Origin of the sequence: Niabella sp., from assembly GCF_030150205.1 — a bacterium.
Taxonomy (GTDB): domain Bacteria; phylum Bacteroidota; class Bacteroidia; order Chitinophagales; family Chitinophagaceae; genus Niabella.
On record NZ_JASLGT010000026.1, the window covers coordinates 36348 to 62365 of the forward strand.

The window sequence follows — 26018 nt, forward strand, 5'->3', positions numbered from 1 at the left end:
TAAACTGCATAGGGCACCGGGGTATTGGCTTTTCAAAGAAGTGTATATAGCTCCGGTGCATGCTGTTAGGCGGGCATATCTTTTAGAAGATAGACCCCGGCTGACTGGAACGGGTCAGTGCCAGTTGCAGATCGGTATGGAACTGTTCAAACTTTTGCTTGTTGGTCGATTTATAAATGGCTTTTACCAAAAGAAAGCAAAGCACAAATCCCAGGCCACCAACGCTTCCAAATACCGGCACTTTCAGGAGCACGGTAAGTACTACAGACACAATAACAATACTTGCCAGCAGGGCTGCAATGGTAAGCAGTACCGGTGGAATAAAATCTGTAACCAGCACGGTATTGCTCTTTGCCGGACGGATTACATGTTTCATATTTCCGGAGGGAACAAGGAGGTGCTGCGGGCCAAATGCATTAAAGAAGGCTTTTCTTATTTTAACATCCGGGTAATGAAAGGATAAATTATCCTGTATCTCTTTTAATGTTTTTCCCGTTGGGTTAGTAACTTTCATATAAATAAGGTTTTTGATTTGGGCGCCAAAGATACAGGTTTCGGCTAAACGGGCCGGGAGTTATGGGGCTTATCTGGTTAAAAAATAAGACCGGATCTTAGCTCCAGATCTTTGTAAAATCAACCCGGATCACGCAATCGTTTTGCAGGTCAAAAGAAAAGGTAGTAGTGGCCGGTTGCAGCTCATACCGGTCATTGATGAGGCGATAAATTTCGAGGGCTTCTTTTTCAGGGTCGGCGATCAGGTAAAACGGAACTTTTTGCAGCTGATATAACTCGTACTTGGTATGACGGTCGCGCAGCGCAGTAGCAGGAGATAAAACCTCAACCACCAATGCAGGCGCAAAATCCAGGTAAGCTTTAGCGATTTCGCCACAAACGATCAACACATCCGGAACCAGGATCGTATCGTCGGATATTTTATAATCAAGCGGTTGGTATACCTTACAGTGGCTGCATTTGCCAGCTCTCAAAGCCATTTCTATTTCTACAATTAGGTTAGCTGCAATGCGCTGGTGCTTCGGCTGCGGCATAGGACTCATTGCAATCGGAATACCGTCGATCAATTCCCAACGACCTTCCCAACGCACCCAGTCATCATAAGTATAATGAGGCAATATTTTTTGCGCATACGCCATACTGTAAAGGTACAAATTTTATTTGGCTACGCTCTGAACGATGTCGTACTTGGTAACAATATGATAATTCCCCGCTTCGTCCTGTGCCAGCACCGCGCCGTTGGCTTTGCTGATGAGGGAACCGATACGTTCTACCGGTGCATCAAATGCTACAATGGGATAAGGGGGCTCCAGGATATTTTGCAGGCTTTCGTTTTTTATATTCGGGTCTGAAAATATTTTCTGAAACAACCCGCCTTCGCTTACGGCTCCAATTACGGTGCCGTTCTCCATCACCGGGATGTGCTCAATATCATACTTGCGCATCAGCTCAACGGCCTCCGACACCGGGGCCGTTTGCTGGATGGTGACCAGGGGACGGTTGCTGCGGCTGTTAATAATATCTTTAAAGGTTTTTACTTCAAGGAACCCGCGCTCCATCATCCACTGGTCGTTATAGATCTTGGCCACATACCGGCTGCCATGGTCATGAAAAATACAAACCACCAGGTCGTCTTTGGTCAAACCGTCTTTGAGTTGTAACAATCCTTTGATACAGCTCCCGGCGCTATAACCGCAAAACAATCCTTCTTCTTTGGCCAGCTTGCGGGCCATCACGGCGCCATCTTTATCAGTAACCTGCGTAAACGCATCAATCACGCTCATGTCGTAGTTCCTGGGTACAAAATCTTCTCCAAAACCTTCGCTGAAGTAGGGGTACACCTCATTCATATCCGTTTCACCGGTATTGAAATATTTTGTCAGCAGCGAGCCGTAGGCATCCACCGCCCATACCTTGATATTGGGGTTTTGTTCTTTCAGGTATTTGGCCGTACCGGTAATCGTGCCGCCCGTACCGGCGGTGCATACCAGGTGGGTGATCTTTCCTTCCGTTTGTTTCCAGATCTCCGGGCCGGTGGTTTCATAATGCGCCAGGCGGTTGGCCAGGTTATCATATTGATTCATATGATAGGCATTGGGCGTTTCCTTTGCCAGCCGTGCCGCTACACTATAATAGCTCTGCGGGTCTTCGGGTTCTACGTTGGTGGGACAAACAATCACTTCGGCACCCATGGCCTTCAGTACATCTGCTTTTTCCTTTGATTGCTTATCAGTAGTAACAAAAATGCATTTATATCCCTTTACAATAGCACCCAGGGCCAGCCCCATACCGGTATTGCCGCTGGTGCCTTCGATGATGGTTCCCCCGGGTTTCAGGTGGCCTTCCGCTTCCGCCACTTCAATCATTTTAATGGCCATGCGGTCCTTGATACTGTTGCCGGGGTTAAAATAATCTACTTTGGCAGCCACGGTGCAGGGCAATTCTTTGGTGATCCGGTTTAAACGGATCAACGGCGTGTTGCCGATGGTTTCCAGTATATTATTTTTAATATCCATCTTATTTTGTTTTTAAAAGGTCCACTGCTTTTAACACTACAGAATCCGTAAGGTTCAGTATCTGGTAGTAGCCGCTGTCTCTCCATTTAAACCGGGCCAGGTAAGCCTCCATGCGGTTAGAAACGCGCAGCTTTTCTGCCTCGGGGATATGGGTTAAATTTACCGTATCTTTTTGAGCCCGGCTTACAAACTGCTCCCACATGGCTTTTCCCGGATCAAAAGCCTGGGAAAAAGAAAGCGGGGAGGTATAGGGCTCCATTACCTTCTGATTGCTGAGGTAATAATGGAATACAAAATCCGTAAAGGCTCCGTTATAGTACAGCCGGTTGATCTCTTTTGAGGTTTTAGAAGTATCCAGGCCTACAAATACATCGGGCATAATGCCGCCGCCGCCGTAGAGGATGCGTCCGCCGGGTGTTTTGTATTCCTTGCCATTGTTTACTTTATTGCTGTCGGCAAAATAAGCCTGACCATTGGCATACCGCTCCCAGATATCGTCCATATACACTTTCTTACCCTTATTGTAGGGGCGCTGAATGCTTCTGCCCAGGGGTGTGTAGTAACGGGAAACCGTCAGTTTTAATGCCGAACCATCACTGAGGGGGAAGATCTCCTGTACCAGGCCTTTTCCAAAGGTTCTGCGGCCGATGATGGAGGCCCGGTCCCAGTCCTGCAAGGCCCCGCTCAGGATCTCGCTGGCACTGGCCGATAGTTCATCTACCAGTACGGTCAGTTTGCCGGTTTCAAAAATGCCCGGCCGTTTGCAACGGTATTCTTTCCTGGGACTATTGGTTCCCTGGGTAAACACGATCAGCTTGTCGCCGCTCAAAAACTCATCAGCAATATCAATGGCCTGTTCCATATAGCCCCCGGGGTTGCCCCGCAGGTCCAGTACCAGTTCGGTAAGGCCCTCTTTTTTTAGGCGCTCCATGGTTTCCATAAACTCCCGGTAGGTGGTAGAGCCAAATTTATCCAGTTTAATATACCCGGCTTCCTTATTGATCATATAGGCGGCCACCAGGGTTGGTGTTGGAATATTATTCCGCGTTACCGGGATGGTGAGCAGGGTTTTGTTCCGCAGTATCTGGAGGGTTACCGTGGTGCCTTTTTCTCCGCGGATCAGGTTTCGTACGGTAGCACTGTTGGTTTTTTTGCCAGCCAGCAACGAATCGTTGACTTTGATGATCTGATCGCCTATTTTTAACCCCGCTTTTTCACTGGGTCCGCCGTTTAATACATAAGTGATGTTAACGGTATCCCGGATCTGGTTGTATTCAACGCCGATCCCGTCAAATTTGCCGGAAAGCGCCTCATTGGTTTCTTTAAGATCTACAGGGGGAAGGTATACGGAATGAGGATCCAGTTCATTCATCATTTCCCGGATGGCATTGGCCTCCAGGGTATCCAGCTTCACGGAATCCACATACTTCTGCCGGATGATTTCAAGCGCTTCCTCCAGTGCAGTACTGCGCCCGGATTTTGCAAAATCTCCGTTGGGTTGTGCGCCGCGCAGCTTGTAACCAATAAACATTCCAATAATCATTACCAGAGAGAACAGCAGCGGCAGCCAGACCTCAAATTTCTTTTTCATTCATACAATTTATGCGAGGCTGCAAAATAGCCAAACTTTGCTGTTTATTTTAGAAATCAAATCATTTTCTGTTTATTTTATAAATAAGCTATTTTTGATACTTATATTGCGGTGTAAAATTACCCGGATAACTATCGGTCTAAACTCCAGTCTCAATGTCAAAAGTGCAACTCATCGCAGATGCGGGATCTACGAAAGTGGAATGGTGTCTTCTTCATAACGGAAAAACAAAAACAGTACTTACCAGTGGTGTAAGTCCCTATTTTTTAAACGGGGATCAGATCGCTGCATTATTAACAAAAGAGTTGCTTCCAAAGCTGAAAAACGCGGCGGTTGACGAAATTTTTTATTACGGTACGGGCTGTTTAAACCCGGATAACCGCAAAATGGTGCAAAAAAGCCTGCGCGGTCTGTTCAAAGGGGCCAAGGTACAGGTTTGGCATGATGTGGAAGGAGCGGCCCGTGGTCTTTGTGGCAGGGGAAAAGGCATCGCCTGCATCCTGGGAACAGGGGCCAGCGCCTGTTATTACGACGGGCGGAAAATTCAAAAGAACAGTCCGGGGCTGGGCTATGTATTGGGGGATGAGGGGAGTGGCGCCTACCTGGGACGGAAGGTGATCCAGTATTTTTTGTACAATACTTTTGATGAAGACCTGCGTGCCCGGTTTGATGCGGCCTATGTAACCAATGCCACGGAAATACTGGAGCGGGTATATAAACAACCGCTGCCCAACCGCTATCTTGCGGGTTTTGCAAAGTTCCTGGCAGACAACCGGGGACACTATATGGTAGAGAATATTATTGAGGATGGGCTAAATGATTTCTTTTTTACGCACCTTTGCAAATTCCAGGAAGCCTGGAAGTACCCGATCAGCTTTGTAGGAAGTATCGCTTTTGGTTTTAAAGATGTATTAAAGGAACTTTGCAGTAGTTACAGTTTTGAGCTGGGTAAGGTACTTCAAAAGCCCATGAAGGGGCTGGTGGAATATCATTCCTGAATTATTAAAAGAAATTAATCGGATATATGGCAGGAGAAAAGATCACGGAGCAGGCTAGCAGATATGATCACCTAGAAAAAATGTCGGTACATGAGTTGCTGACTTCCATGAACAAAGAAGACCAGGAAGTGCCGCTGGCGGTTCAGCGGGTAATTCCCGAAATAGAAAAACTGATCGAGGCGATCGTTGAAAATATGATCGGAGGCGGACGGCTGTTTTATATCGGTGCCGGCACCAGCGGACGTTTGGGTATCCTGGATGCCAGTGAAATTCCGCCCACTTATGGGTTACCCACAGGTGTGGTGATCGGGATCATTGCTGGTGGCTGGAAAGCCATTACCACCCCGGTTGAAAATGCCGAAGACGATGAAGCACAGGGCTGGAACGACCTGGAGGCGCATGGTGTAAATGAAAAAGACGTAGTGGTAGGTGTGGCCGCCAGCGGTTCTACCCCCTATGTGATCGGCGCGCTGCGTGAATGTCAAAAAAGAGGGATCGTTACCGGAAGCATCAGCTCTAACCCCAATGCCCCGGTAAGCGCCGTAGCCGATTTTCCGGTGGAGGTGATCGTAGGGCCCGAATTTGTGACCGGAAGTACCCGTATGAAAAGCGGTACCGCACAAAAACTGGTATTAAACATGATCTCCACAACCGTAATGATCCAGCTGGGCCGGGTAGAAGGGAACCGGATGGTGAACATGCAGCTGACCAACGATAAGCTGGTTGACCGCGGTACCAAAATGGTTATGGAAAAAACCGGCCTGGAAGACTATGAGCGGGCAAAACAGCTGTTGCTGGAAAATAAGAGTGTAAAGAATGCAGTAATTGCTTATAACCAGGCGCAAACGCACTAAAATAAGCATATTCCTTTTTATATAAACGGGGTCTGGTACGGGTTACACCTGGTCAGGCCCCGGTTTCGTTCGTCAGGCAGAAAATGCGGCAAGCGCCGTTTGGTGTAACGAGCCTCAGCGAAAAAAGTCTGAAATAAAGATACCGGGAGTGGTATCCGGGGAATAAAATGCTGTTTATCAGCTCTTTTGAAAGATAATCATAACAACAAAAGGAAGAGTGAAAGCTCTTCCTTTTTGTTTCTTAAAAAGAAAATATCGGTATTAGGCAGCTGCTGCCGCGTTGATCTTTTTAGCCAGTTTGCTCTTCAGGTTCGCCGCTTTATTACGGTGAATAACCCCTCTTTTAGCTAATTTGTCGATCATGCTTTCTACTAAAGGTAATTGTTCTTTAGCTTCAGCACCTTCCGTTGCCCTCAGACTTTTAATGGCATTACGGGTTGTTTTACCATAATACTTATTTCTGTCGCGACGCTTTAAGGCCTGACGTGCATGTTTCTTTGTAGCTTTATGATTCGCCATTGATCTCTTTTTTTGGACGGCAAAGGTAACGGTTAAGTTTTTAACGGACAAGTTTTTTTCAATTTAAAGTTTATATAAATGTATTTGTATATATTATCCCTGGCGCATATATTTGTGATTATTAACCATTTTTATTAAAAACAACTGCGAAAAGTTATGAAGAAGACTGCCACCCGTTTTTTTATGCTGCGGGCATCCTGTTACATCTCGGGAAAGTTTTAATAGTACACGGTCCAAATACGGAAGGCAATCAAAAGTGATGGTTGCCAGGGACTGCAGCAGTAATGGTTTTAGGGAAAAGATAAAATGATCGCAATGAAGCACTTCTTAATGAAAAAAATTACGGCCATCCTGGTGGTTTGGCTGTTAGCAAATGCCTGCACAAAAACAAAGCAACATGAAATTCAATATAACACGGTTACAGACATTCCTGCGCATTTGCTGACCGGGGGCGAATTTTATGGGGTTTGGAAGATCGACATCGTGGAAATGGAGAACGGCAGCCGTTACACCGGGGATGGTCAGTTGTACCTGGCGTTTACCAATGACGGAAAGCTGGTGGTAGAAAATAAAACCGGCACCCGGCCTGCGTTCTGGTATATGAGTTCCGGAACAAAGACCTTCGCCCTGGAGGGCCTTACCACAGTGCAGGGCGGACCGGTAGTGGATGTAGTGCTTTCCCGCTCTGCACTGCTCACTATTAAGGAAGGCAATGAAAAATGGGTTGCTAACTATTCGCAAAACAGGATGATGTTTTACCGGGAGCGGTCTGGTAATCCGGCTGTTGCTATATATGCCTCAAAAGGAGAGTAGAAGTTTCAATCATCAGGTATTCAACAAATGCGGTCTCTTGTAATGAGCCGTTTTTTTTAAAGGTACCGGCAACAACTCCGTTTGTCTTTATTTCCGTTGCTGCTTTTATCTATTTTAACCTTTCTCTGGCATCCTTGTTGGGTGGGATTCAAATTAAGTCTTACTTTCGCAAAGGAAAATTGCAATCATTGATTTGCAGCTTTTCGGACATAATTTAATAAAAGATTTTATAATACATTAACGGTTCATTTACAATGAAGGATTTTTCATACATTACAAGCTCTTCCCCCGAATTTATTGAAAACATGTATAAGGAGTTTGTAAGCAACCCTGAGAATGTAGACGTTGAATTGAAAAAATTTTTCGAGGGCTTTGATTTTGCAGTAGGAAATGGCCTGGCACAAAAAAACGGGACACCGGCTGCCGTTGCAGGCATAGCAACCGGAGCCGGGTCGGACTGGAGGAAGGAGATTGCGGTATACCGGCTTATTTTAGGATACCGCAACAAGGGGCATCTGCTGGCAGATACCAATCCCATAAAACAACGTAAAGACCGGGGAGCAAACCTGGATCTTTCGTTTTTCGGTTTGTCTGAAGCCGACCTGGATCATGAATATGAAGCAGGAAACCTGATCGGATTGGGAACCACATCGCTTAAAAATATCCTGGCACATCTGAAAAAATGCTATGCCGGACATGTAGGCATCGAGTTTAAATACATCAGCGATCAGAAAAAGGTAGACTGGCTGACCAATGAAATGGAAAAGAAGTTTACCAGCCCGCTGCCGCTGGAGCAAAAAAAGCGCATCCTGCAGAAGCTGAATGAAGGGGTGATGTTTGAAAAGTTCCTGCATACAAAGTATGTAGGCCAGAAACGTTTTTCACTTGAGGGCGGGGAAACCACCATTGCGGCACTGGATGCCATTATTAACAAGGCGGCAACCCTGGAAGTAAAAGAAGTGGTGATCGGCATGGCCCACCGCGGACGCCTGAATATCCTGGCCAATATCCTGGGAAAGACCTACGAGCAGATCTTTAGTGAGTTTGAAGGAACGGGTGAGATCAACCAGACGATGGGAAGCGGGGATGTGAAGTACCACCTGGGTTTTGGAAGTGTGATTGAAGCCACCAACGGAGAAACCGTACATTTAAAATTAATGCCCAATCCCTCCCACCTCGAAGCGGTGGATCCGGTGGTATTGGGTTTTGCCAGAAGCAGCGCCAATATCCTGCACGACGAACGTTATGAAAGCGTATTGCCTATACTGATACATGGGGATGCGGCACTGGCCGGACAGGGTGTGGTATACGAGCTGTTGCAAATGTCGAAGCTGAACGGTTTTTACACCGGCGGCACCATTCATTTTGTGATCAATAACCAGATCGGTTTTACCACCGATTTTTCCGATGCACGAAGCGCCGACTATTGCACCTCCCTGGCAGCGATGGTACAATCGCCTGTGCTGCATGTGAACGGCGATGACCCTGAGGCGGTGGTAAAATGCGCAGAAATTGCTACCCGTTACCGGAATGAATTTCATGCCGATGTATTCATCGACATGGTTTGTTACCGCAGGCATGGCCACAATGAAGGCGATGATCCCAAGTTTACCCAGCCAGCTATGTATGCGCTGATTGATAAGCATCCCAATGCCCGGGAAGTATATGTGAAGTATTTGCTGGATAATGGTGAGGAGGATGCAAAGGAACTGGCAAAAGATATGGAGAAGCAATTCTGGGCCGATCTTCAGGACCGCCTGGATGAAGTAAAGCAAAAGCCCTTACCTTATACCTACCAGGAACCGGAGCTGCAGTGGAAAAGTCTTCGCAAAGCTACGGGTACCGATTTTGATGAAAGTCCGGATACCGCAATCAGTGCCGATACATTTAAAACGGTATTCGACGGCCTGATGACCATACCTGAAGGTTTTACACCTTTGAAGAAAGTGGCCAAGCTGTTGCAGGACAAAGTAAAATTGCTGGAAACCGAGCAGAAAGTAGACTGGGCTACCGGTGAATTAATGGCCTTTGGCAGTTTGCTGATGGATGGCTTTGATGTGCGTATGACGGGCCAGGATGTAGGCCGGGGCACCTTCAGCTCCCGCCACGCCATATTAAGAGACGAAATAACCGATGCAGCGTACAACCGGTTAAGTAACCTGCCTACCAATAAAAAATTCAGGATCTATAACTCATTGCTGAGTGAATATGCAGTACTGGGATTTGAATACGGATTTGCCCTGGCATCGCCCAATGTACTGGTACTTTGGGAAGCCCAGTTTGGCGATTTTGTAAATGGCGCACAAACGATGATCGATCAGTTCATCACCAGTGCCGAGCAGAAATGGAACCGGATGAACGGACTGGTAATGCTGCTGCCACATGGTTTTGAGGGACAGGGCCCCGAGCACAGCAGTGCGCGTATTGAGCGCTTTTTGCAGTCCTGCGCAGAATTGAACATCGTGGTAACCAATATTACGACTTCCGCCAACTATTTTCATGCCTTGCGCCGGCAGCTGAGATGGCCGTTCCGTAAGCCGATGGTGAATTTTGCACCCAAGGCCAACCTGCGGCACCCCGGCAGCTACTCTTTAAAAGAAGCGTTTACCAGCGGAAAGTTCCAGGAAGTGATCGACGATACCTATGCCGATGATCCGGTAGTGGTAAAAACAGTATTATTCTGTTCGGGTAAGATCTATTTTGACCTGGCCGAAAAGCAGCAGAAAGACAGCCGGAAAAATGTGGCCATTGTGCGGCTGGAACAGCTTTACCCGCTTCCCAAAAAACAACTGGATGCCTTGTATGCGAAGTATAAAAATGCGGTATGGTACTGGGTACAGGAAGAACCGCTCAATATGGGCGCTGCCTCATTCCTGCAGATGAATCTTAAAGATATCAATTATGGTATCATTGGCCGCAAGCCCAGCGCGGCGCCGGCTTCCGGGTTTATGAAAGTGCATAAGGCCGAACAAGAAGATATTATCAATACAGCGTTTTCAATTTAACATGAAATAGCGGGCGGAATAGAAATTCCGCCCTTTTTTTATCTATTCAAAACTAAACATGAGCGTTTATAGTAACTTCTGATTCAGGGCTTTTACAACAGCTTCTGAAACGGAGTTTACCTGTAATTTCTCGTATACATTTTTGATATGGGTGTTCACCGTATGAATGCTCAGGTTGCAGGCTGAAGCCACCATTTTGCGGGTATACCCTTTTACCAGCAGGTTGAGGATCTCTTTTTCCCTGCCGGTGAGTTCTACTTCCTCATTGTTTTCAAAGAAGACGTTTTTCTGAAAAGCAGTCAACACTTTTTTGGCAATAGAAGCAGTCATGGCTGCGTCCCCGTTATATACATCTTCAATAGCCTGAAGCAACTGGGCCGGAGGCGACTTTTTTAGAATATAACCGGATGCCCCGGCACAAATGGATGCAAAGATTTTATTATCGTCTTCATAAACAGTTTGCATCAGCACCTGGATCTTCGGAAAATTAACCTTGATGATCTTTACACCTTCAATGCCGTTTACATTGGGCATATCAATGTCCATCAATACCACATCCGGGTCGGCCTTCCGTATATCGGTGATCACATTGCTGCAATCAAAAAAGGTACCCGTACAGGTCATTTGGGGCGATGCATTGATCAGCATAGATAAACTATCCCTCCGGTACGCATTATCATCAAAAACAGCCACACGTATGGTTGTTATATTCATATTATAAAATTACAGCAATAAAAATAGCGGCCTATCGCCAATTTGTGTGATATTTTATTTGCGGCCGGCATTGAGCGTTCAATGATCCGTCCGGAATCAGGCTTTCGACCCTTTGCAATCCGCTAAAAGCTAACTGCTGAAGGCGATGAGCTCAAATCTCAAATCAGAATGTAGAGTTTACAATTTTTTGCCGTACTTTGCCTTACCTTTTAAAAAGCGGTTTTTTTATGGCAATTGATATAAAAGTTCCCACTGTAGGGGAATCGATTAGTGAAGTAACCTTATTGAAATGGGTAAAAAATACAGGGGAATATGTAGACCGGGACGAAGTGATCGCGGAATTGGAAAGTGAGAAGGCTACATTTGAAGTAAATGCGGAAAAAGCGGGTGTGCTTACAACCAATGCGGCCGAGGGCGATACGCTGAACATCGGTGATGTTATCGCATCCATTGATGATACAGCGGCAAAACCGGCTCCGGCTCCGGGTGCGGAAGAAGCCCCGGCAGATAAAGTTCCCCAGGAAGCAAAAAAACCGGCTCCGGATCCCGAAAAGGAAAAACCTGCGGCAACGCCTGCAGGTAGCGGGGCTCCTGTAAAGGCTACACCGGTGGCTTCTGCCATTATTGCGGATAAAGGTGTAAATCCAAAGGATGTAACACCTTCCGGCTTCTCCGGTAAAATTGTAAAAGAAGATGTACTGGCAGCCCTGGCCAACCCGGGCCGCAAAGCCTTTGCCGGAGGTGAATTATACAGTCGTAACGAACGGCCGCAGAAAATGACCAGTCTGCGTAAAACCATCAGCCGCCGGTTGGTGGAGGCCAAAAATACCACGGCGATGCTGACCACCTTTAACGAGGTGAACATGAAGCCGATCATGGATATCCGGTCTAAATACAAAGACAAATTTAAAGAAATACATGGTGTAGGGCTGGGCTTTATGAGCTTCTTTGCAAAAGCCTGTGCCATTGCGCTTGCCGAATGGCCTTCTGTAAATGCCTATATCGATGGCGACCAGATCCTGTTTCATGATTATGCAGATATCAGCATTGCCGTAAGTACACCGCGCGGGCTTACCGTTCCGGTGATCCGCAACGTGGAAAGCCTGAGCATGGCAGGGGTGGAGAAAGCCGTACTGGAGCTGGCTAAAAAAGCGCGTGACAGCAAATTAACAGCGGAAGACCTTACCGGTGGAACCTTTACCATTACCAATGGTGGGGTGTTCGGTTCACTGATCAGTACCCCCATCATCAACCTGCCGCAAAGCGCCATCCTGGGCATGCACAATATTGTGGAGCGTCCGATTGCAGAGAACGGACAGGTGGTGATCCGCCCGATGATGTATATCGCATTAAGTTATGACCACCGGATCGTAGACGGACGCGAGTCGGTAAGCTTCCTGGTGCGTGTAAAGGAATTGCTGGAGAACCCAACCCTGCTGCTGATCCAGCAGGATCCTATAAAAACGTTACTGGAATTATAAAAACCTGCAAACCTATGAGGTCTTAAGACTTCATAGGTTTAGTTATGCTACAAGAACCTCCAAAAGGGCTGGGGCGTTACTACTCCTACCTGAACAGCGCTGTAAAGATCATTGGCGACTATAAAGGCAATGAGCCATTGGCGCATTTTCTTAAAAATTATTTTTCCCGCGAAAAGAAATTCGGTGGTAAAGACCGTAAACAGGTAGCACAGTTGTGCTATGCCTATTACCGGCTGGGAAAATCCTTTACCGACCTTTCTTTTGAGCAGCGGGTGTTACTGGGGCTGCGCCTTTCTTCAAAAGAAATCGCTGCCCCATGGGAGGAATTGTTTACCATTTACAAGGTGCCTGAAACCTTTTCGGGAACCGTTTTCCCCTGGAAAGACCGGCTCAGTCTGCACATCGATCCGGCAGCCTTTGAACGCTCCTTTTTTATTCAGCCGGATCTGTTCTTACGCATCCGCCCGGGAAATGAAGCGCCGGTGCTCAAAAAGCTGGAACAGGCCAGGCTTCCTTTTGAAAAAGAGGGCGATGCCTTACGCCTTCCCAATACGGCAAAGGTCAGCGAGCTGCTTTCCATCAATTCGGAAGTAGTGATCCAGGACCTGAGCTCACAAAAAATAAGCAGCTTCTTTAAAACCCTGAAGTCTGTAAACGGGCCGCAATTGCCGGTGCGTACGATTTGGGATTGCTGTGCGGCCAGTGGTGGCAAATCCATCCTGGCAGCAGATACATTAGGTACGGTGGAGCTAACGGTCTCCGATATACGGCCGTCTATTATAGCCAATTTAAAAAAACGCTTTCATGAGGCAGGGATAAAAAATTTCCGTGCCCTGGTTGCGGATACGGCAAAACCGGATACACCGCTTTCCCGTGAACGCTTTGACCTGGTTATAGCAGATGTACCCTGTTCGGGAAGCGGAACCTGGAGCCGCACCCCGGAGCGGCTGCACTTTTTTAATACGGAGGAAATCAGGACCTATGCTACCTTACAGCGCAACATTTTAAACAATGTAACGCGCGCTGTAAAACCCGGTGGCTTTTTGTTATATATTACCTGTTCCGTATTTAAAGCCGAAAATGAGGACCAGGTGGCCGTGCTGCAACAGCAGGGATGGGAGGTAATGGATCAACAGGTGCTAAAGGGATATACGTTGAAAGCAGACACCATGTTTGGAGCATTACTCCAAAAGAAAAATTCCTGATGGGCATTTATAAATAAAATAAAAACATCCGGATGCGCCAACCCATGAAATGGATCGTTCCCTGTCTTTTTTATCTGCTTGCAACGACTATGGCGACGGGCCAGCAGATGGTGGTTGCTACAGCCTCGTTCGACAGTACGGCAGCAGTACGGGCAAGAGCCTACCTCAATAGTTTGCCGGATACGGCCTATCAGAAAAAAATATATACAACAGGTCAAACATCTTTGCCATACCGGTTGCTGGTTCCGCCAAACCAGGGCGCGCACCAAAAATATCCCCTGGTGATCACACTGCATAATTCCAGCCGGATGGGAACTGATAATGAAAAACAGCTGGAACCCCTGGCGCGCATCTGGCTACAGAAGGAGATCCGGGAACAATATCCCGCGTTTGTAGCGGCACCGCAGTTTGCAGTACGCTCATCCAATTATGCGATGGATTCGGTCAAAGGCGTGCTGGCTTCCTTTCCTGCTGCAGAAGTGGGCCTGGTATTAGGCCTGGTGAGGGACCTGCTAAAAGACCATTCTGAAATAGACCGCCGGCGGGTGTATCTTGTTGGCTACTCCATGGGAGCTTCCACCGCACAGCACCTGTTGAGCATGGCCCCGGATCTGTTTGCGGCCCTGGTATCCATTGCCGGTGTGCCGGATTTTTCCAATATTGCAGGGATGGCGCATAAACCCATCTGGCTGATCCACGGTGATGCAGACGATGAAAATCCATATGCAGGAACGGTGGCATTATTTAAGCTGCTGAAGAAAAACCGCCGCCTTTTGTTTACCCGTTTTCGTCATTTCAATCACAACAACATTTCTGTTCCTTTTCTTTCAGATGATGCACTGCCGGCATGGTTGTTCAAACAAAAACGGTAAAGGATCCGGCCAGGGTTTTCTTCTACTTTCTAAGTAGAACGGCACCCCCAAAAAACTTCAGTCTCCCTGTCATCTTTTTCCCTTAATTTCAAGCTATAAAAAAGCAACCTCATGGGATTATTTGATTTTATTAAGAATGAATTCATAGAAGTCATTGAATGGGTAGATACATCCAGTAACACCCTGATCTGGAAATTCCAGGATAAAGGAAACAATATAAAAAACGGCGCAAAACTAACGGTTCGCGAAAGCCAGCTGGTGGTGTTGATGAATGAAGGAGAGTTCGGAGATGTGTATCAGCCGGGGCTGCATACACTGTCTACCAGCAATATGCCCATTACCACCACCTTAAAATCCTGGAAATACGGGTTTGAATCACCGTTCAAGGTAGACATTTACTTTATCAATACCCGTCAGTTTACCGATCTTAAATGGGGTACATCCGGCCCGGTGCTGATCCGGGATGCGGAGCTGGGACAGGTGCGTTTGAAGGCCTTTGGTAATTTTGCCATCCGAATCAGCGATGCCAAAAAGTTCATTACCGAATTTGCAGGTACCAATCCCTTTGTACGGGTAGAAGGCGTGGAGGAAGTATTACAGGGCATCCTTTCCAGTCACTTTGCCGAAGTACTGGCCAAGGCAAAGATCTCTGTGCTGGAGCTGGCCGCCAACTACCAGGCCCTGGGTGCCCAGTTAAAGCCCGAATTTCAAAAGGAGCTGGATAGCTACGGCCTTTCCCTGGAAAAGTTCTTTATCGAAAATATTTCATTACCCGAGGAAGTAGAAAAGATCCTCGATAAGAAAACGGAACTGAATATTCTGAAAGGGAACCTGAATGAATTTAACCAGATGCAGGGAGGTATTGCATTAGAGAATCTCTCAAACAATGATGCTGCGGGCAATATGGGCGGTGTAGGGGCCGGTGTGGTGCTCACCAACCTGATGGCGCAGGCCAACCAGCCCCAGCAGCCGGCTGCCGCAGAAAGTAAAACCAACCTGATGGATGTTTTAAAACAGCTGGGCGAATTGAAGAGCCAGGGCATCATCACGGAAGAAGAATTTGCGGAAAAGAAAAAAGACATCCTGGCGCGGTTGTAATGAACGTATTTTATGCAGGCATTTGAAGAATATCCCTGTCCCAATTGCGGATCGGAGCTGAACTATGATGCATCCAGGAGCAGTCTGAAATGCCTTCATTGCGGTACGGCTTTCGCCATTCAGCAAAGCACGGAGGTGATCGAAGAACGAAACATCAGCATTTTTAAAGATGCGGAGGCCATCCCGATAACACCCGTACAGGTGGTGGTTTACCGGTGCAGTAAATGCGGACAGGAAACGCAGAAGGAGGGCGATGTGGCTTTTTTCGAATGCCGGAATTGTGGTAATAACGTTGTTAATCCCGCGGCCTATGCTACCCGCAGCATTACCCCCGCAGGCATCATCCCGTTTAAGATATCGAAACAGGAGGCGCTGGACCGGTTTGCCGGCTGGATCGGCAAAGGGTTCTGGAATGACGGTGATCTGAAAAAACTTTCATTAACAGATAAGCTGGAAGGGCATTATGTACCTTTCTGGACCTTCGACTGCCATACGGAAAACGATTGGAGCGGGTATGCCGGCCGCTATTACTATGAAACCGTACGCCGGCGGAATGCCAACGGGGAGGAAGTAACGGAGCAGATACGGCATACCGACTGGACCTGGCGTTCGGGGTCGTTTGAACGTTTCTTTGACGATGTGCTGGTATGCGGAAATAAGGCTATTCCCCAGGATCGCATTAATGATATCTACCCCTACCTGCTGCGGGATGTGGTCGTATTTGACGATGAGTACCTGCTGGGCTGGAATGCCCGGGCCTATGATAAGGACCTTTCCGAAACCTATCAATTGGCACGCTCCATCATGAACCGGAAGATCGAGGAGGATGCCATTTCCCGGCTGGCGGAAGATACCTATCGCGATCTCCGTGTGGCAACACAATATTCGGGGGAAACGTTTAAACAGGTGATCCTGCCGGTTTGGCTGTGCCAGTACCTGTTCAAAGGGAAGACCTATCATTTTATCATTAACGGGCAAACGGGCGCGATCAGCGGCACTAAGCCACTATCGGTATCCAAAATTGCAACGGCCGTTGTGATCGGCATCCTGGTACTGATAGCCTTGTATTTCTTTTCAAAATCCGGATAGCAACCAGGCGATGCATGTACCGTTGTGAGGCTGGCCGGCATGGGAACACCTGGGGAAATAACGATGAATACCGGAGGCTGCCTGCGCATGCAGATCAGCCTGGGCTGTTGCGATAAAAGCCACAGAGCGCTACGATCCTTCGACTATCTTTGTGGCGTCATTTCGATCATACGATGCATTATAAAAGAGCTGCCAAAGCCGATGTTGATTACCTGCTGGGAATGTTGGGCGTTATTTACCCCATCAGCCAGGAACTTAGCCTTGCTTTTTATAAAAAAACAAAGAGCCTGAATATAAAACAGGGAACCGTATTGTTGCAGGAAGGTGAATGTTGCCGGTACATCTATTTTATTAAGCGGGGCGCCCTGATGGGACAAACGACCCATCAGCAAAAAAATATTGTCACCTATATTTCGATTGACAATGAGTTTGTGAGCTCTATTTCCGGTTTGCATGGGATGGAACCCTCGCGTGAAGCCATTGTTGCCGTGGAGGATGCCGAACTGCTGGCAATGCACAATGATGATCTGCAGGCATTATTCCTGGCACATTTTGATATGAATTTTTTGTTCCGGGTAATGATAGAGCAATATTACCGAGATGCACAGGAACGCGCCCATATCGTTCGGGTGGGTAATATGAAAGAGCGGTACCTTTATTTTCTAAAAACCAAGCCGGGGCATTTGGAGCGGCTGCCTTTGCATTTGGTGGCATCTATGCTGGACATGAAGCCGGCTACCTTGTTCAAACTGCAAAAGCAGCATCGCCTGTCGCTTCAAAAAAGCCAGGAAACCGAACGGTGGTGCAGGGAAATTGAAAACTACATCATAGCGCAGGAAGCATTTAAGGATGCGGGCCTGAGCCTGGTGCAGGTAGCCGGGAAGCTGTCTGTAAGCCCGCACCAGTTATCAGCATTGTTCAATAATATTTACGGGCTTAGTTTTGTTGATTTTGTTAACCGGCAACGGGTTCTTCATATACAGCAGCAAATGGCTGCCAAAGATGCTATGCACCATTACACCATTGAGGCCCTGGCACGGAACTGCGGCTTTGCATCACGCAGCGCGTTTTACAATGCCTTTAAAAAGATAACGGGTACCAGCCCGGCCCGGTATCGCAATTCCTTATAAGCGGCCTTGCCGGTTAACAGCGACGCATTCCTTATGCAAACCCGGTTACGGTGATGATAGAAAACGTTGCTCATCTGCTCTTATAAACAAGTTTGTCCTGATTTATAAATCAGGACAAACTTGCGCTTAAATAAGATGGGACATTGGAAGGGGCATTTAACTTTGCAACCGTTAATTGAACGCTGTTAACGAAGAAAATAATGCATTGTTTTAAAGCAACTGGAAAAGGGTTGATAACCAGGCAATATTTGGCAGAACCTTAGTTAAAAAGAAGCAATTAATACTAACTGTTGCTGCGCTGCTGATGGGCGCAGCTTTTTTGTTTATGGCTGCTGTGAGAACTGATAACCGGGTAGTTTCAGGTTAGATTCGTTTTCATACCGGATATACAATACTGAAAACTGTTAGCTAAAGGCTGAACGCTGATTGCTAAAAGCCATTATCAGATGTCAGATCATCAATCCCGTATGAAATCGACTGAAAACTAACAACTGAAAACTAACAACTGAAAACTAACAACTGATAACTAACAACTGATAACTGACGACTGATAACTGACAGTGATGACTGATAGCTGTATGCTGCTAAGCTAATGCTGAACGCTAAAAGCTATTCGGCTACGATTTTCACGGTTTTACTATATTGTTTAACGCCATTTTTATCTACCTGGGCAATACGGATAAACTGTGGCTGACTGCTATTTTCAGCATCGGCTACCGTATGTTTATTACAGGTGATAAATAAACCAAGGATCACCGTACTGATCAGCAGCAGTTTTTTCCTGCGGTTGCGTGCCGGCTGCATGGAAAGCAGAACGGCCAGCAAACCCAGGCCCAGGGCCAGTTTGCCATTACCATCAATCGAAATGTGGTATTGCAGGGCGTGATCGGAAATACCGTTTTGCGCCTTGCTCTCTACCCGGGCAATGGGAAGAAAGTTGATACCATCGGCAGAAGCCTCCACCATAAAATGATCGTTATTTGCTTCCGTACTGGTATTCCATTGTACGTCCAGTGTATGGTGCTTCATGCGCGCTTCAAATTGCCCAAAAACAACGGGCAATGTCAGATCGATGCGTACCCAAAAATCTTCTGTTTGCCCAAATAGCAATTGGCTGTTGGGTGTAAAGTCGTCGTTATACCATATATCGGCCATTACGCGCATGCGCAATAATGCATTTTTAACGGCTCCGCTCAGCAATGCAGTGGGCAATATGGCCGTATGGGTATAGAACGGACTGGAAGCTGTACTGTTTAGGATCAGTTCGTTGCTGCTGAACTGTCCGTCGTTGTTGGCGTCGATCCAGGCCTTACAAACCTGGGTATTGGATTGCGTGGTAACGCTGATCTGCTGACCCGCATTTGTAAACAGGGTGGTACCGATATTGCAGCTGTTATCCGAATAGTACTGGTAACCGTCATGGCTGTAGCCATAGGATACGTAGTTCATACTGCCCAGGCTAACATTACAGGGGCCTATATTGTTTTGGTTGTAGGTGTTCCTGATATCCGGCGGCATCTGGATGCTGGCCTTTACCGGGGCAGGCGGGGGCGCTACAGTGCCCTGCGAACTGATCAGTCCGCCCCTTGCCGTCAAAAGCGTAGCCATCATCCGGTCACTCTGCCCTTGTGTAAACCGGTTCAGGCAGGATCCATAGCCCATGATATTATTTTGAGCGGTTCCATAAGGGGCATTGGTACAGGGGTTGATGTCGGCAGGGGCCGGACAGGGTACGCTCAGCAGGCTTTTTACCGGATCGGTATCGCATACCTTATCACCATCTTCGTTGCAGTTGATATTTATGGGGCAGGTAGTTTCATCCCCGCCTTCAAACGTATGATACAAACCAAAGGCATGTCCCATTTCGTGGGTGAGGGTAGGAGCAGTTGGGCTCATCTGCTGACTTAGGATCACCATTCCCTCTGCCGGAAAAACATGGTAGTCGTCACCCACATAGGGCAAACTGGCATAGCCGGCCACAAAGCCCGGCCCGCTTATATTGGAGCTGATCTTCCATACCACCCAGATATTGTAATATGATTTTTCGGGCCAGGTGCTGAGGCTTTTTATATCCATTTCATTTGCCCCCGGCACGTTCGATCCGGGTGCAGAAACACCATTGGCATCATACCCGTTTACCGGGCCGCCGTTGATGCGCTCAATACCGTTGGTACCGCCGCAATCCGGCCGTCTTTTAGCCAGGGCAAATCGTATCGGGGTACCCGCTCCTATATTTCCCGATCCTGCAGCCGCTGCAAAATTGGCGTTTAAGCGATCGATGGCTGCCTGTATCTGGACATCTGTAGGATTGGATGGCGCCCCCGGGTTGGTATCGCCGGTTTTGTGAATGATATGAACCACTACAGGTATCTCATATTGGCTGCCGCCCAGCACATTCATACTGCGCATGGCTTTGCGGTTTGCAGCGATCTCCTTTGCTTTTTGCCGGATCCTGCTTTCCGTTATGCTGATGCCGGTTTGATATTCCGTATTTTGTTTTAAACGCTGATTGATGCCATCAAAACCACAAATAGCATTTTGCGCGCTGGCTTTAATACCGGATAAGATCAGGAAGGCAAACAAGAACAACAGTCTGGGGCTCATAATACAACAATTTGGTCTAAGGCTTTTAGTACAGAGGTTTCTATGGAGATAAAGATAATTACAATTTGTTAAAAGCTTCTGTTGAGGTTATCTATTTTGTCCAGTAAAAAAAAGGTATCAATCATTAAGTGAACCTGCTAAAATATACAATGGGCTGGTGCTTCGCGGCAGGGTTAACATGGGTCGCTGCGGTTAATATGTCTGCGCATTTTGAGGTGTCATTCAAACGTTCGTGCTCCTGAAAAAAATGTTCCTGAAGCAACAGCATACCTGTAGATATAGTGCTGCCTGGTGGAGGCTGGGGCTTTTGTTTTATAAAAACCGGAATGCTTCATTCCTGTGGCCGCAATGATAATGGAGTATTGGATACCGGGCAATGCCTCTGGTTAAAAGCGCAGCACATCCAGGAGCCCGTCCCGGAACGTATCATAATACAGTTCCCAGAACATAATACCTCCCAGCCGATGCTGCCGGATATAGTCTAGCTTATATTGAAGCGATTGGCGGTCGTCGCCGGTAACAAAAAGATTCATTGTTGCATTAAACCAGTAAGGTGCTTTTGCCTGCTCATCCCAATAACGGGTAAATCCATTGGCTGTGGTTAATGAGTCCAGGTTGCGCCGGTAGCCCCGCATATACAGGAACCTGCCCGGCTGAAAGAGCCCGTTGTTGGTATTGTTATTTACCTGGAAGGTCCGGACATAGAACGGAACACCTATAATAATTTTCCGCAACGGGAACTGTATGTTCCGGAAGAACTGCACACACCGGTCAACGGATTCTTCGGTAGGCTGTGCGGAGTAAAGGGAGGATTGATGGCCGGTTTTTTCGGAATACCCATGCACAAGATCATAGGTCATCAGGTTTACGAAGTCAACGGTTTTTTCAATCTTCGTCCATTCCACCGATTGATCCAGGTATTGCTGAAAGCCCCCGGCGGCAAAAGTGATCAGCTTTTTCGTTCCCAGCTTTTTCCGGAGACTAAGGAGCAGCCGGGTAAAATTAGACCGGTCTGCAGCTGTAAAAGGATGATCCGGAACGCCCGGAAGCGCAGGGTACTCCCAATCCAGATCAATACCATCCAGGCTGAAAGTATGGAGGAATGTTTTTACAGAAGTGGCAAATGCATCGGTGCTATCCGGGTGGCTGAAGGTACCGGAACAAGGCTTACAACCGCCCCAGCCTCCAAGTGCAATGAGGGTACGGAGCTGCGGGTATTGTTTCCGTACAAGGGCAAAGGCTTTAAGCACAGCGGTGTCTTTAGCCCGGAATACGGCCAGGTGCCCCAGGCTGTCTAAATGAGCAAAGCCATAAATGAGGTGGGTAATGTGCTTAAAATCGTATTGCAGCAGGCTGGCACTGTCTCCTGAATAGTAAGCAACAACTTTATAATTGCTTTGCTGGGCATTGGTACGTACAAATGCCAGGATCAGCAGCAGGAAGAGTACCCGATGTTTCAAATTGAATGGATTGTTTTCTCTAAGTTAACGATTCCCCTCCGGAATGAATGAGCGCGTCTTGTTTTAACCGTTCAAACAATTGCAATACACCCGGAACCTGTGCCGGCTGCTGTTTGTATGCAGCTTCATCAAAATAAGCAACAGCACCAATTTCATTGCCCGGACGGATGGGCGCAGCAATTGCATAAAGAAAACATTCCTGTTCCATAAGTACATGCGGGGCTTCGCCATAGGCTGGTGCTGTAATATGCCCGTAGTAGGTAAGCTCGTGGGGTTCAATATCCAGGTTCAGCTCTTCTTTTATTTCCCGTATCAACGAATGAAGCGCGGTTTCGCCGGCCTCTGTTTTACCACCGGGTAGGTACCAGGCATTTTTATTTTTACTATAGGCCAGCAGCAGCTTCCCGTCGTTGATAACGACTAAACCAGCTGTGGGCAATTGCTTTGTATCCATATTGCTTGTTCAGGGTGCGGTCAAAAATACGGTATCGCGCGGAGTGCAGCAGGTATTTTTGCAGCAGCACCTAAGTACATACACCGGTAGTACAGGCTGATGTTGGCTACCGCACTTTTTCCCACCAGGGATTAAAGGAAGAGGAGGGGTGGTTAAGATCAACCAGTTCACCAATAACGGGGGTAATGAGCGGTATGGGATTTTCTTTATTCAGGCGGGTGATCTCTTTCAGCGGTTCATCCCAGGGATGCTGGGCCAGCATAAACTTGGAAGAATGTACCGGAAGTATGCGGCGCGCCTTCAGATCTTTTCCGGCTTGCAGCACTTCGGGTGGCAACATATGAATGGCCTGCCAGGCCTTGTTGTACTGGCCATTTTCAAGGATGGCCAGATCAATGGAATCGAACTTGTTTCCGATCCCGGCAAAATGCGTATCGTACCCGCTGTCTCCGCCCAAATAAATGGTTTGGGAAGGTGTCTGAAGTATATACGACAGCCACAAGGTATTATTGCGCCGGAATCCTCTTCCTGAAAAATGCCGGGTAGAAGCTGTATGTAACCGGAAGCCACTGTCGAGCGGCAGGGTTTCATCCCAATCCATTTCCGTAATAGCGGCAGGATCAAAGCCCCAGTGTTCAAAATGGGCACCCACCCCTAACCCGCAGATCACCGATTTTACCTTGCTGCGCAGCGCGATGATGGTTTCATAATCGAGGTGATCATAATGATCGTGTGTGATCAGCAGGTAATCAACGGGAGGTAGGTCGTTTGCAGTATATACATCACTTCCCTTAAATGCGGTATTGGTACCCGGGATGGGAGAGGCATTGCCACTAAAAACAGGGTCAATGAGCAGCCGCTTTCCGTCGATCTGGATCCAGTAAGAAGAATGTCCAAACCAAACCAGTACATTGCTGTCGGCCGGCAATTGCAGCAGGTTGGTCTTTACCGAGGGGATCGGATCCACGGGTCTTCTACGGGGTAATTTCTTAAAGAACTGGTCTTTGAGAATGCCTGGCATACTGTATCCTTCAGTAAGGGTGGGGGTGAAATGACGGTTCTGGAATTGGCCGTCTTTATAATGGGGCGATTTCCGGAGGCGCTCCAGGCGGGCCCCCGAAGGCGCTTTCCCGAATTTAGGGAGCCGCATATAAAAATAGATGCTAACAATCAGCAGCAGCAAAAAGCTCAGGAAGAAGATCATAATCCGTTTAATTATTTTGAAGAAAGACCGCATCACGTTGAAATGGACTTTGTAGTGTATGGTGATGAACGCGTTCTGGAATACAGGGGGGCGGCATTGGCGCTGTTACGCAGCTGTTTTTGAAAAAACATTGATGATCACCACCCCGGCAATGATCAGCAGGATACCGATGATGGCCGGAAGATCGGGTACCTGTTTAAATACCAGGATGCCCACCAGTGTAATTAATACAATGCCCACGGCCGACCAGAGGGCATAGGCAATGCCTACCGGTATGGTTTTTAAAGTGAGACTAAGAAAATAAAATGCACCGGCATAACAGGCAATGGTAATGATGCTGGGCACCGGCCTGGTAAATTGCTGCGAGGTCTTAAGCATCGATGTGGCAACGGTTTCGAAGATAATGGCCAGGAACAGGAATATATAATTTTTCATTGCGAACAGTTTGCTGAACAAACCCCGGCATTTTCTAATTATGATCGATCATCCACATGGTAATGCCAAAGCCGGCATAGGTGGGCTGATAGCCATTATCAACGTACCCGGGTTGAAAATCGTAGATCTGGTAATTGCGGTAAACCAGGCCGATCCCTTTTGAATATTTTTCGGAAGATACTTCCATGGAGCCGTAGCCGGGATTGGTTGCCGGCGGTGGAAGGTTGCGGATATTATTAGCCTGCTCAATGGTCCACACATTTGTATATTGCTGCCCCTGGATGGTTTCATTGCCCAGGCCCTTGTGCGTAAATACCCAGGTATTCATTTCCTTACCGGCCTGCGTTCCAAATGCCGCATCATAAGGCGATAACGGCAGGTAGGTATTCCCTTTCCAGGTATCGCCTGCCAGCATTGGATTGGCAATGGTTATTACGCGAAGATTGTTTTCCACCACTTCCACGCTGTTTTCCAGGGGCGTAATATAATACCGGCCATTGTCGGTCCAGTTTCCGCTGCCATCCGCATTGCGCATACTGCGCTGTACGACATAGGTCAATCGCTGCTGATTATCCCGCACGGTATCTGTAATGCTGTGCTTTACCTGGTACGGGTGTATTTCCATAACAGTTCCGCTCTTGGTAAATACGGTTGAATCGATACGGTATGTAATAAACTTACCTGTTTGCACCGGAAAATAATCTTTTACCTGGGCTGCCGGCGTAAAATCAGCTTCTCTTCTGCCACAGGAAAACAGCAGCAGCAAGGCCAGGAGCAAGGTGCATTGATTAAACAGTTTGTTCATGGAATGGTTGCGTTATATTAGGTAAGGGATAAGGGATGCTTTCTTCCAGACCGGATGATGCCGCCTCCGATCACATCATCTCCTTCGTAAAATACGGCACTCTGTCCGGGGGCAATCCCCTTGGCATCCTGGTAAAAGGATACTTTTACATCATTGCCCTCCATGTAAAGATTCGACAGGGTTCCACTGTCCTTATAGCGGATTTTTGTAACGGCTTCCATGCCGGGAGTGATGGTATCGTATTTTATATAATTGATCCGGCTTACCAGCATTTCATTTTTTTCCAGGTCTTCTTCATCACCCAGCACCACGGTATTATTGTCCGGATTGATCTCCGTTACAAATACCGGCCGCCCCAGGGCAATGTCAAGCCCTTTCCGTTGTCCGATCGTATAAAATGGATAGCCTTTATGTTTGCCCAGCACGGTTCCGTTTTTGTCGATGAAGTTACCACCGTCTACGCGTGCTTCCAAACCATCAACCCTTCTTTTTAAAAAGCCGCGGTAATCATTGTCCGGAACGAAGCAGATCTCATAGCTTTCGCTCTTTTTGGCCAGTTCGGGGTACCCGTAATCCATGGCCATTTGCCGGATCTCTGTTTTATGATAGCCGCCCAATGGTAAAATGGTACGGGCCAGCAATGCCTGGTCTACCCCCCAAAGTACATAGCTTTGGTCCTTGGTATGGTCCACCGCTTTACTGATCACAAACCGGTCGTTATCATGACGGCGCACTTTGGCATAATGCCCGGTAGCAATAAAATCACAACCCAGGGCATCGGCCCGCTTTAGTAATGCCTTCCATTTTATATGAGTATTGCAAAGCACACAGGGATTGGGCGTACGTCCGGCCAGGTATTCTTCCACAAAATCATTCACCACAAAGTCACCGAATTCCTCCCGTATATCCAGGATAAAATGCGGAAAGCCATGCTGAACCGCTGCCATGCGGGCATCGTTAAAACTGTCTACATTACAACAGCCGGTTTCTTTTTTGCCACCGCCGCTGCCGGTATAATCCCATGTCTTCATGGTAATGCCAATCACTTCATAGCCCTGGTCGTTCAGCATCAGTGCTGCTACCGTACTGTCGATGCCGCCACTCATCGCCACTAAAACTTTTCCTTTCTTGCTCATAATAATAAGCTGCAAAGATAAAC

Annotated in this window: 23 protein-coding genes; 10 read left to right on the forward strand and 13 right to left on the reverse strand. The window is 47.5% G+C overall.

Features of this window, described 5'->3' with window-relative positions; all coding sequences use genetic code 11:
* Positions 1 to 82: 82 nt before the first annotated feature.
* From Q1V85_RS19490 to Q1V85_RS19505, 4 genes are all read right to left on the reverse strand, one after another.
* A complete protein-coding gene (locus Q1V85_RS19490; RefSeq protein ID WP_300602242.1) occupies positions 83 to 514 on the reverse strand; it encodes a hypothetical protein in 432 nt (143 codons plus the stop codon).
* A gap of 97 nt (positions 515 to 611) precedes the next feature.
* Positions 612 to 1151 carry a Uma2 family endonuclease gene (locus Q1V85_RS19495; RefSeq protein ID WP_300602243.1) on the reverse strand — a complete coding sequence of 180 codons (540 nt, stop codon included), beginning with the start codon at positions 1149 to 1151 and terminating at the stop codon, positions 612 to 614.
* A gap of 18 nt (positions 1152 to 1169) precedes the next feature.
* Positions 1170 to 2528: a pyridoxal-phosphate dependent enzyme gene (locus Q1V85_RS19500; protein WP_300602244.1), complete on the reverse strand. Its 1359-nt coding sequence runs from the start codon at positions 2526 to 2528 to the stop codon at positions 1170 to 1172.
* 1 nt (position 2529) lies between these two features.
* Positions 2530 to 4119, reverse strand: a complete 1590-nt coding sequence (locus Q1V85_RS19505; protein WP_300602245.1) for a S41 family peptidase — start codon at positions 4117 to 4119, stop codon at positions 2530 to 2532.
* A 155-nt stretch (positions 4120 to 4274) separates the two neighbouring features.
* Between Q1V85_RS19505 and Q1V85_RS19510 the strand changes: the two genes are divergently transcribed.
* Positions 4275 to 5117, forward strand: coding sequence for an N-acetylglucosamine kinase (locus Q1V85_RS19510; protein ID WP_300602246.1), 843 nt, complete (start codon positions 4275 to 4277; stop codon positions 5115 to 5117).
* Positions 5118 to 5143: 26 nt separating this feature from the next.
* Entirely contained in the window at positions 5144 to 5971 is an 828-nt protein-coding gene (gene murQ, locus Q1V85_RS19515; protein WP_300602247.1) for an N-acetylmuramic acid 6-phosphate etherase, read from the forward strand.
* Between the two features lie 261 nt (positions 5972 to 6232).
* Here murQ and rpsT read toward each other — a convergent pair whose 3' ends face one another.
* Positions 6233 to 6490: a 30S ribosomal protein S20 gene (rpsT, locus tag Q1V85_RS19520; RefSeq protein ID WP_235553401.1), complete on the reverse strand. Its 258-nt coding sequence runs from the start codon at positions 6488 to 6490 to the stop codon at positions 6233 to 6235.
* Between the two features lie 315 nt (positions 6491 to 6805).
* Between rpsT and Q1V85_RS19525 the strand changes: the two genes are divergently transcribed.
* Complete coding sequence (locus tag Q1V85_RS19525; protein ID WP_300602248.1) at positions 6806 to 7303, forward strand: hypothetical protein; 498 nt, start codon at positions 6806 to 6808, stop codon at positions 7301 to 7303.
* A 254-nt stretch (positions 7304 to 7557) separates the two neighbouring features.
* Positions 7558 to 10308, forward strand: coding sequence for a 2-oxoglutarate dehydrogenase E1 component (locus Q1V85_RS19530; protein ID WP_300602249.1), 2751 nt, complete (start codon positions 7558 to 7560; stop codon positions 10306 to 10308).
* Positions 10309 to 10374: 66 nt separating this feature from the next.
* Here Q1V85_RS19530 and Q1V85_RS19535 read toward each other — a convergent pair whose 3' ends face one another.
* On the reverse strand, positions 10375 to 11022 hold the full coding sequence (locus Q1V85_RS19535) for a response regulator transcription factor (protein ID WP_300602250.1): 648 nt from the start codon (positions 11020 to 11022) through the stop codon (positions 10375 to 10377).
* Between the two features lie 227 nt (positions 11023 to 11249).
* On the opposite strand from Q1V85_RS19535, the gene odhB reads away from it, so the two are divergent.
* From odhB to Q1V85_RS19565, 6 genes are all read left to right on the forward strand, one after another.
* Positions 11250 to 12503, forward strand: a complete 1254-nt coding sequence (gene odhB / locus Q1V85_RS19540; RefSeq protein WP_300602251.1) for a 2-oxoglutarate dehydrogenase complex dihydrolipoyllysine-residue succinyltransferase — start codon at positions 11250 to 11252, stop codon at positions 12501 to 12503.
* Positions 12504 to 12547: 44 nt separating this feature from the next.
* Complete coding sequence (locus tag Q1V85_RS19545) at positions 12548 to 13708, forward strand: methyltransferase domain-containing protein (RefSeq protein WP_300602252.1); 1161 nt, start codon at positions 12548 to 12550, stop codon at positions 13706 to 13708.
* Positions 13709 to 13740: 32 nt separating this feature from the next.
* Entirely contained in the window at positions 13741 to 14580 is an 840-nt protein-coding gene (locus Q1V85_RS19550) for a prolyl oligopeptidase family serine peptidase (protein WP_300602253.1), read from the forward strand.
* Between the two features lie 111 nt (positions 14581 to 14691).
* Positions 14692 to 15678, forward strand: a complete 987-nt coding sequence (locus Q1V85_RS19555; protein ID WP_300602254.1) for an SPFH domain-containing protein — start codon at positions 14692 to 14694, stop codon at positions 15676 to 15678.
* 12 nt (positions 15679 to 15690) lie between these two features.
* A complete protein-coding gene (locus tag Q1V85_RS19560) occupies positions 15691 to 16767 on the forward strand; it encodes a hypothetical protein (protein ID WP_300602255.1) in 1077 nt (358 codons plus the stop codon).
* 173 nt (positions 16768 to 16940) lie between these two features.
* A complete protein-coding gene (locus tag Q1V85_RS19565; RefSeq protein ID WP_300602256.1) occupies positions 16941 to 17897 on the forward strand; it encodes a helix-turn-helix domain-containing protein in 957 nt (318 codons plus the stop codon).
* Between the two features lie 609 nt (positions 17898 to 18506).
* On the opposite strand, the gene Q1V85_RS19570 is transcribed toward Q1V85_RS19565, so the two are convergent.
* The 7 genes from Q1V85_RS19570 to mnmA all read right to left on the reverse strand — a co-directional run bounded on the left by Q1V85_RS19570 (position 18507) and on the right by mnmA (position 25995).
* Positions 18507 to 20501: a M43 family zinc metalloprotease gene (locus tag Q1V85_RS19570; RefSeq protein ID WP_300602257.1), complete on the reverse strand. Its 1995-nt coding sequence runs from the start codon at positions 20499 to 20501 to the stop codon at positions 18507 to 18509.
* 386 nt (positions 20502 to 20887) lie between these two features.
* Complete coding sequence (locus Q1V85_RS19575; protein ID WP_300602258.1) at positions 20888 to 21961, reverse strand: glycosyl hydrolase family 18 protein; 1074 nt, start codon at positions 21959 to 21961, stop codon at positions 20888 to 20890.
* Between the two features lie 19 nt (positions 21962 to 21980).
* Complete coding sequence (locus tag Q1V85_RS19580) at positions 21981 to 22415, reverse strand: NUDIX domain-containing protein (RefSeq protein WP_300602259.1); 435 nt, start codon at positions 22413 to 22415, stop codon at positions 21981 to 21983.
* A gap of 106 nt (positions 22416 to 22521) precedes the next feature.
* Complete coding sequence (locus Q1V85_RS19585; RefSeq protein ID WP_300602260.1) at positions 22522 to 23619, reverse strand: MBL fold metallo-hydrolase; 1098 nt, start codon at positions 23617 to 23619, stop codon at positions 22522 to 22524.
* 105 nt (positions 23620 to 23724) lie between these two features.
* The gene (locus Q1V85_RS19590; protein WP_300602261.1) at positions 23725 to 24054 is read right to left on the reverse strand and encodes a multidrug efflux SMR transporter; all 330 of its coding nucleotides are present in this window, start codon (positions 24052 to 24054) and stop codon (positions 23725 to 23727) included.
* Between the two features lie 34 nt (positions 24055 to 24088).
* Positions 24089 to 24859, reverse strand: a complete 771-nt coding sequence (locus Q1V85_RS19595; protein WP_300602262.1) for a hypothetical protein — start codon at positions 24857 to 24859, stop codon at positions 24089 to 24091.
* Positions 24860 to 24876: 17 nt separating this feature from the next.
* Positions 24877 to 25995, reverse strand: a complete 1119-nt coding sequence (gene mnmA / locus Q1V85_RS19600; RefSeq protein ID WP_300602263.1) for a tRNA 2-thiouridine(34) synthase MnmA — start codon at positions 25993 to 25995, stop codon at positions 24877 to 24879.
* Between the last annotated feature and the right edge of the window lie 23 nt (positions 25996 to 26018).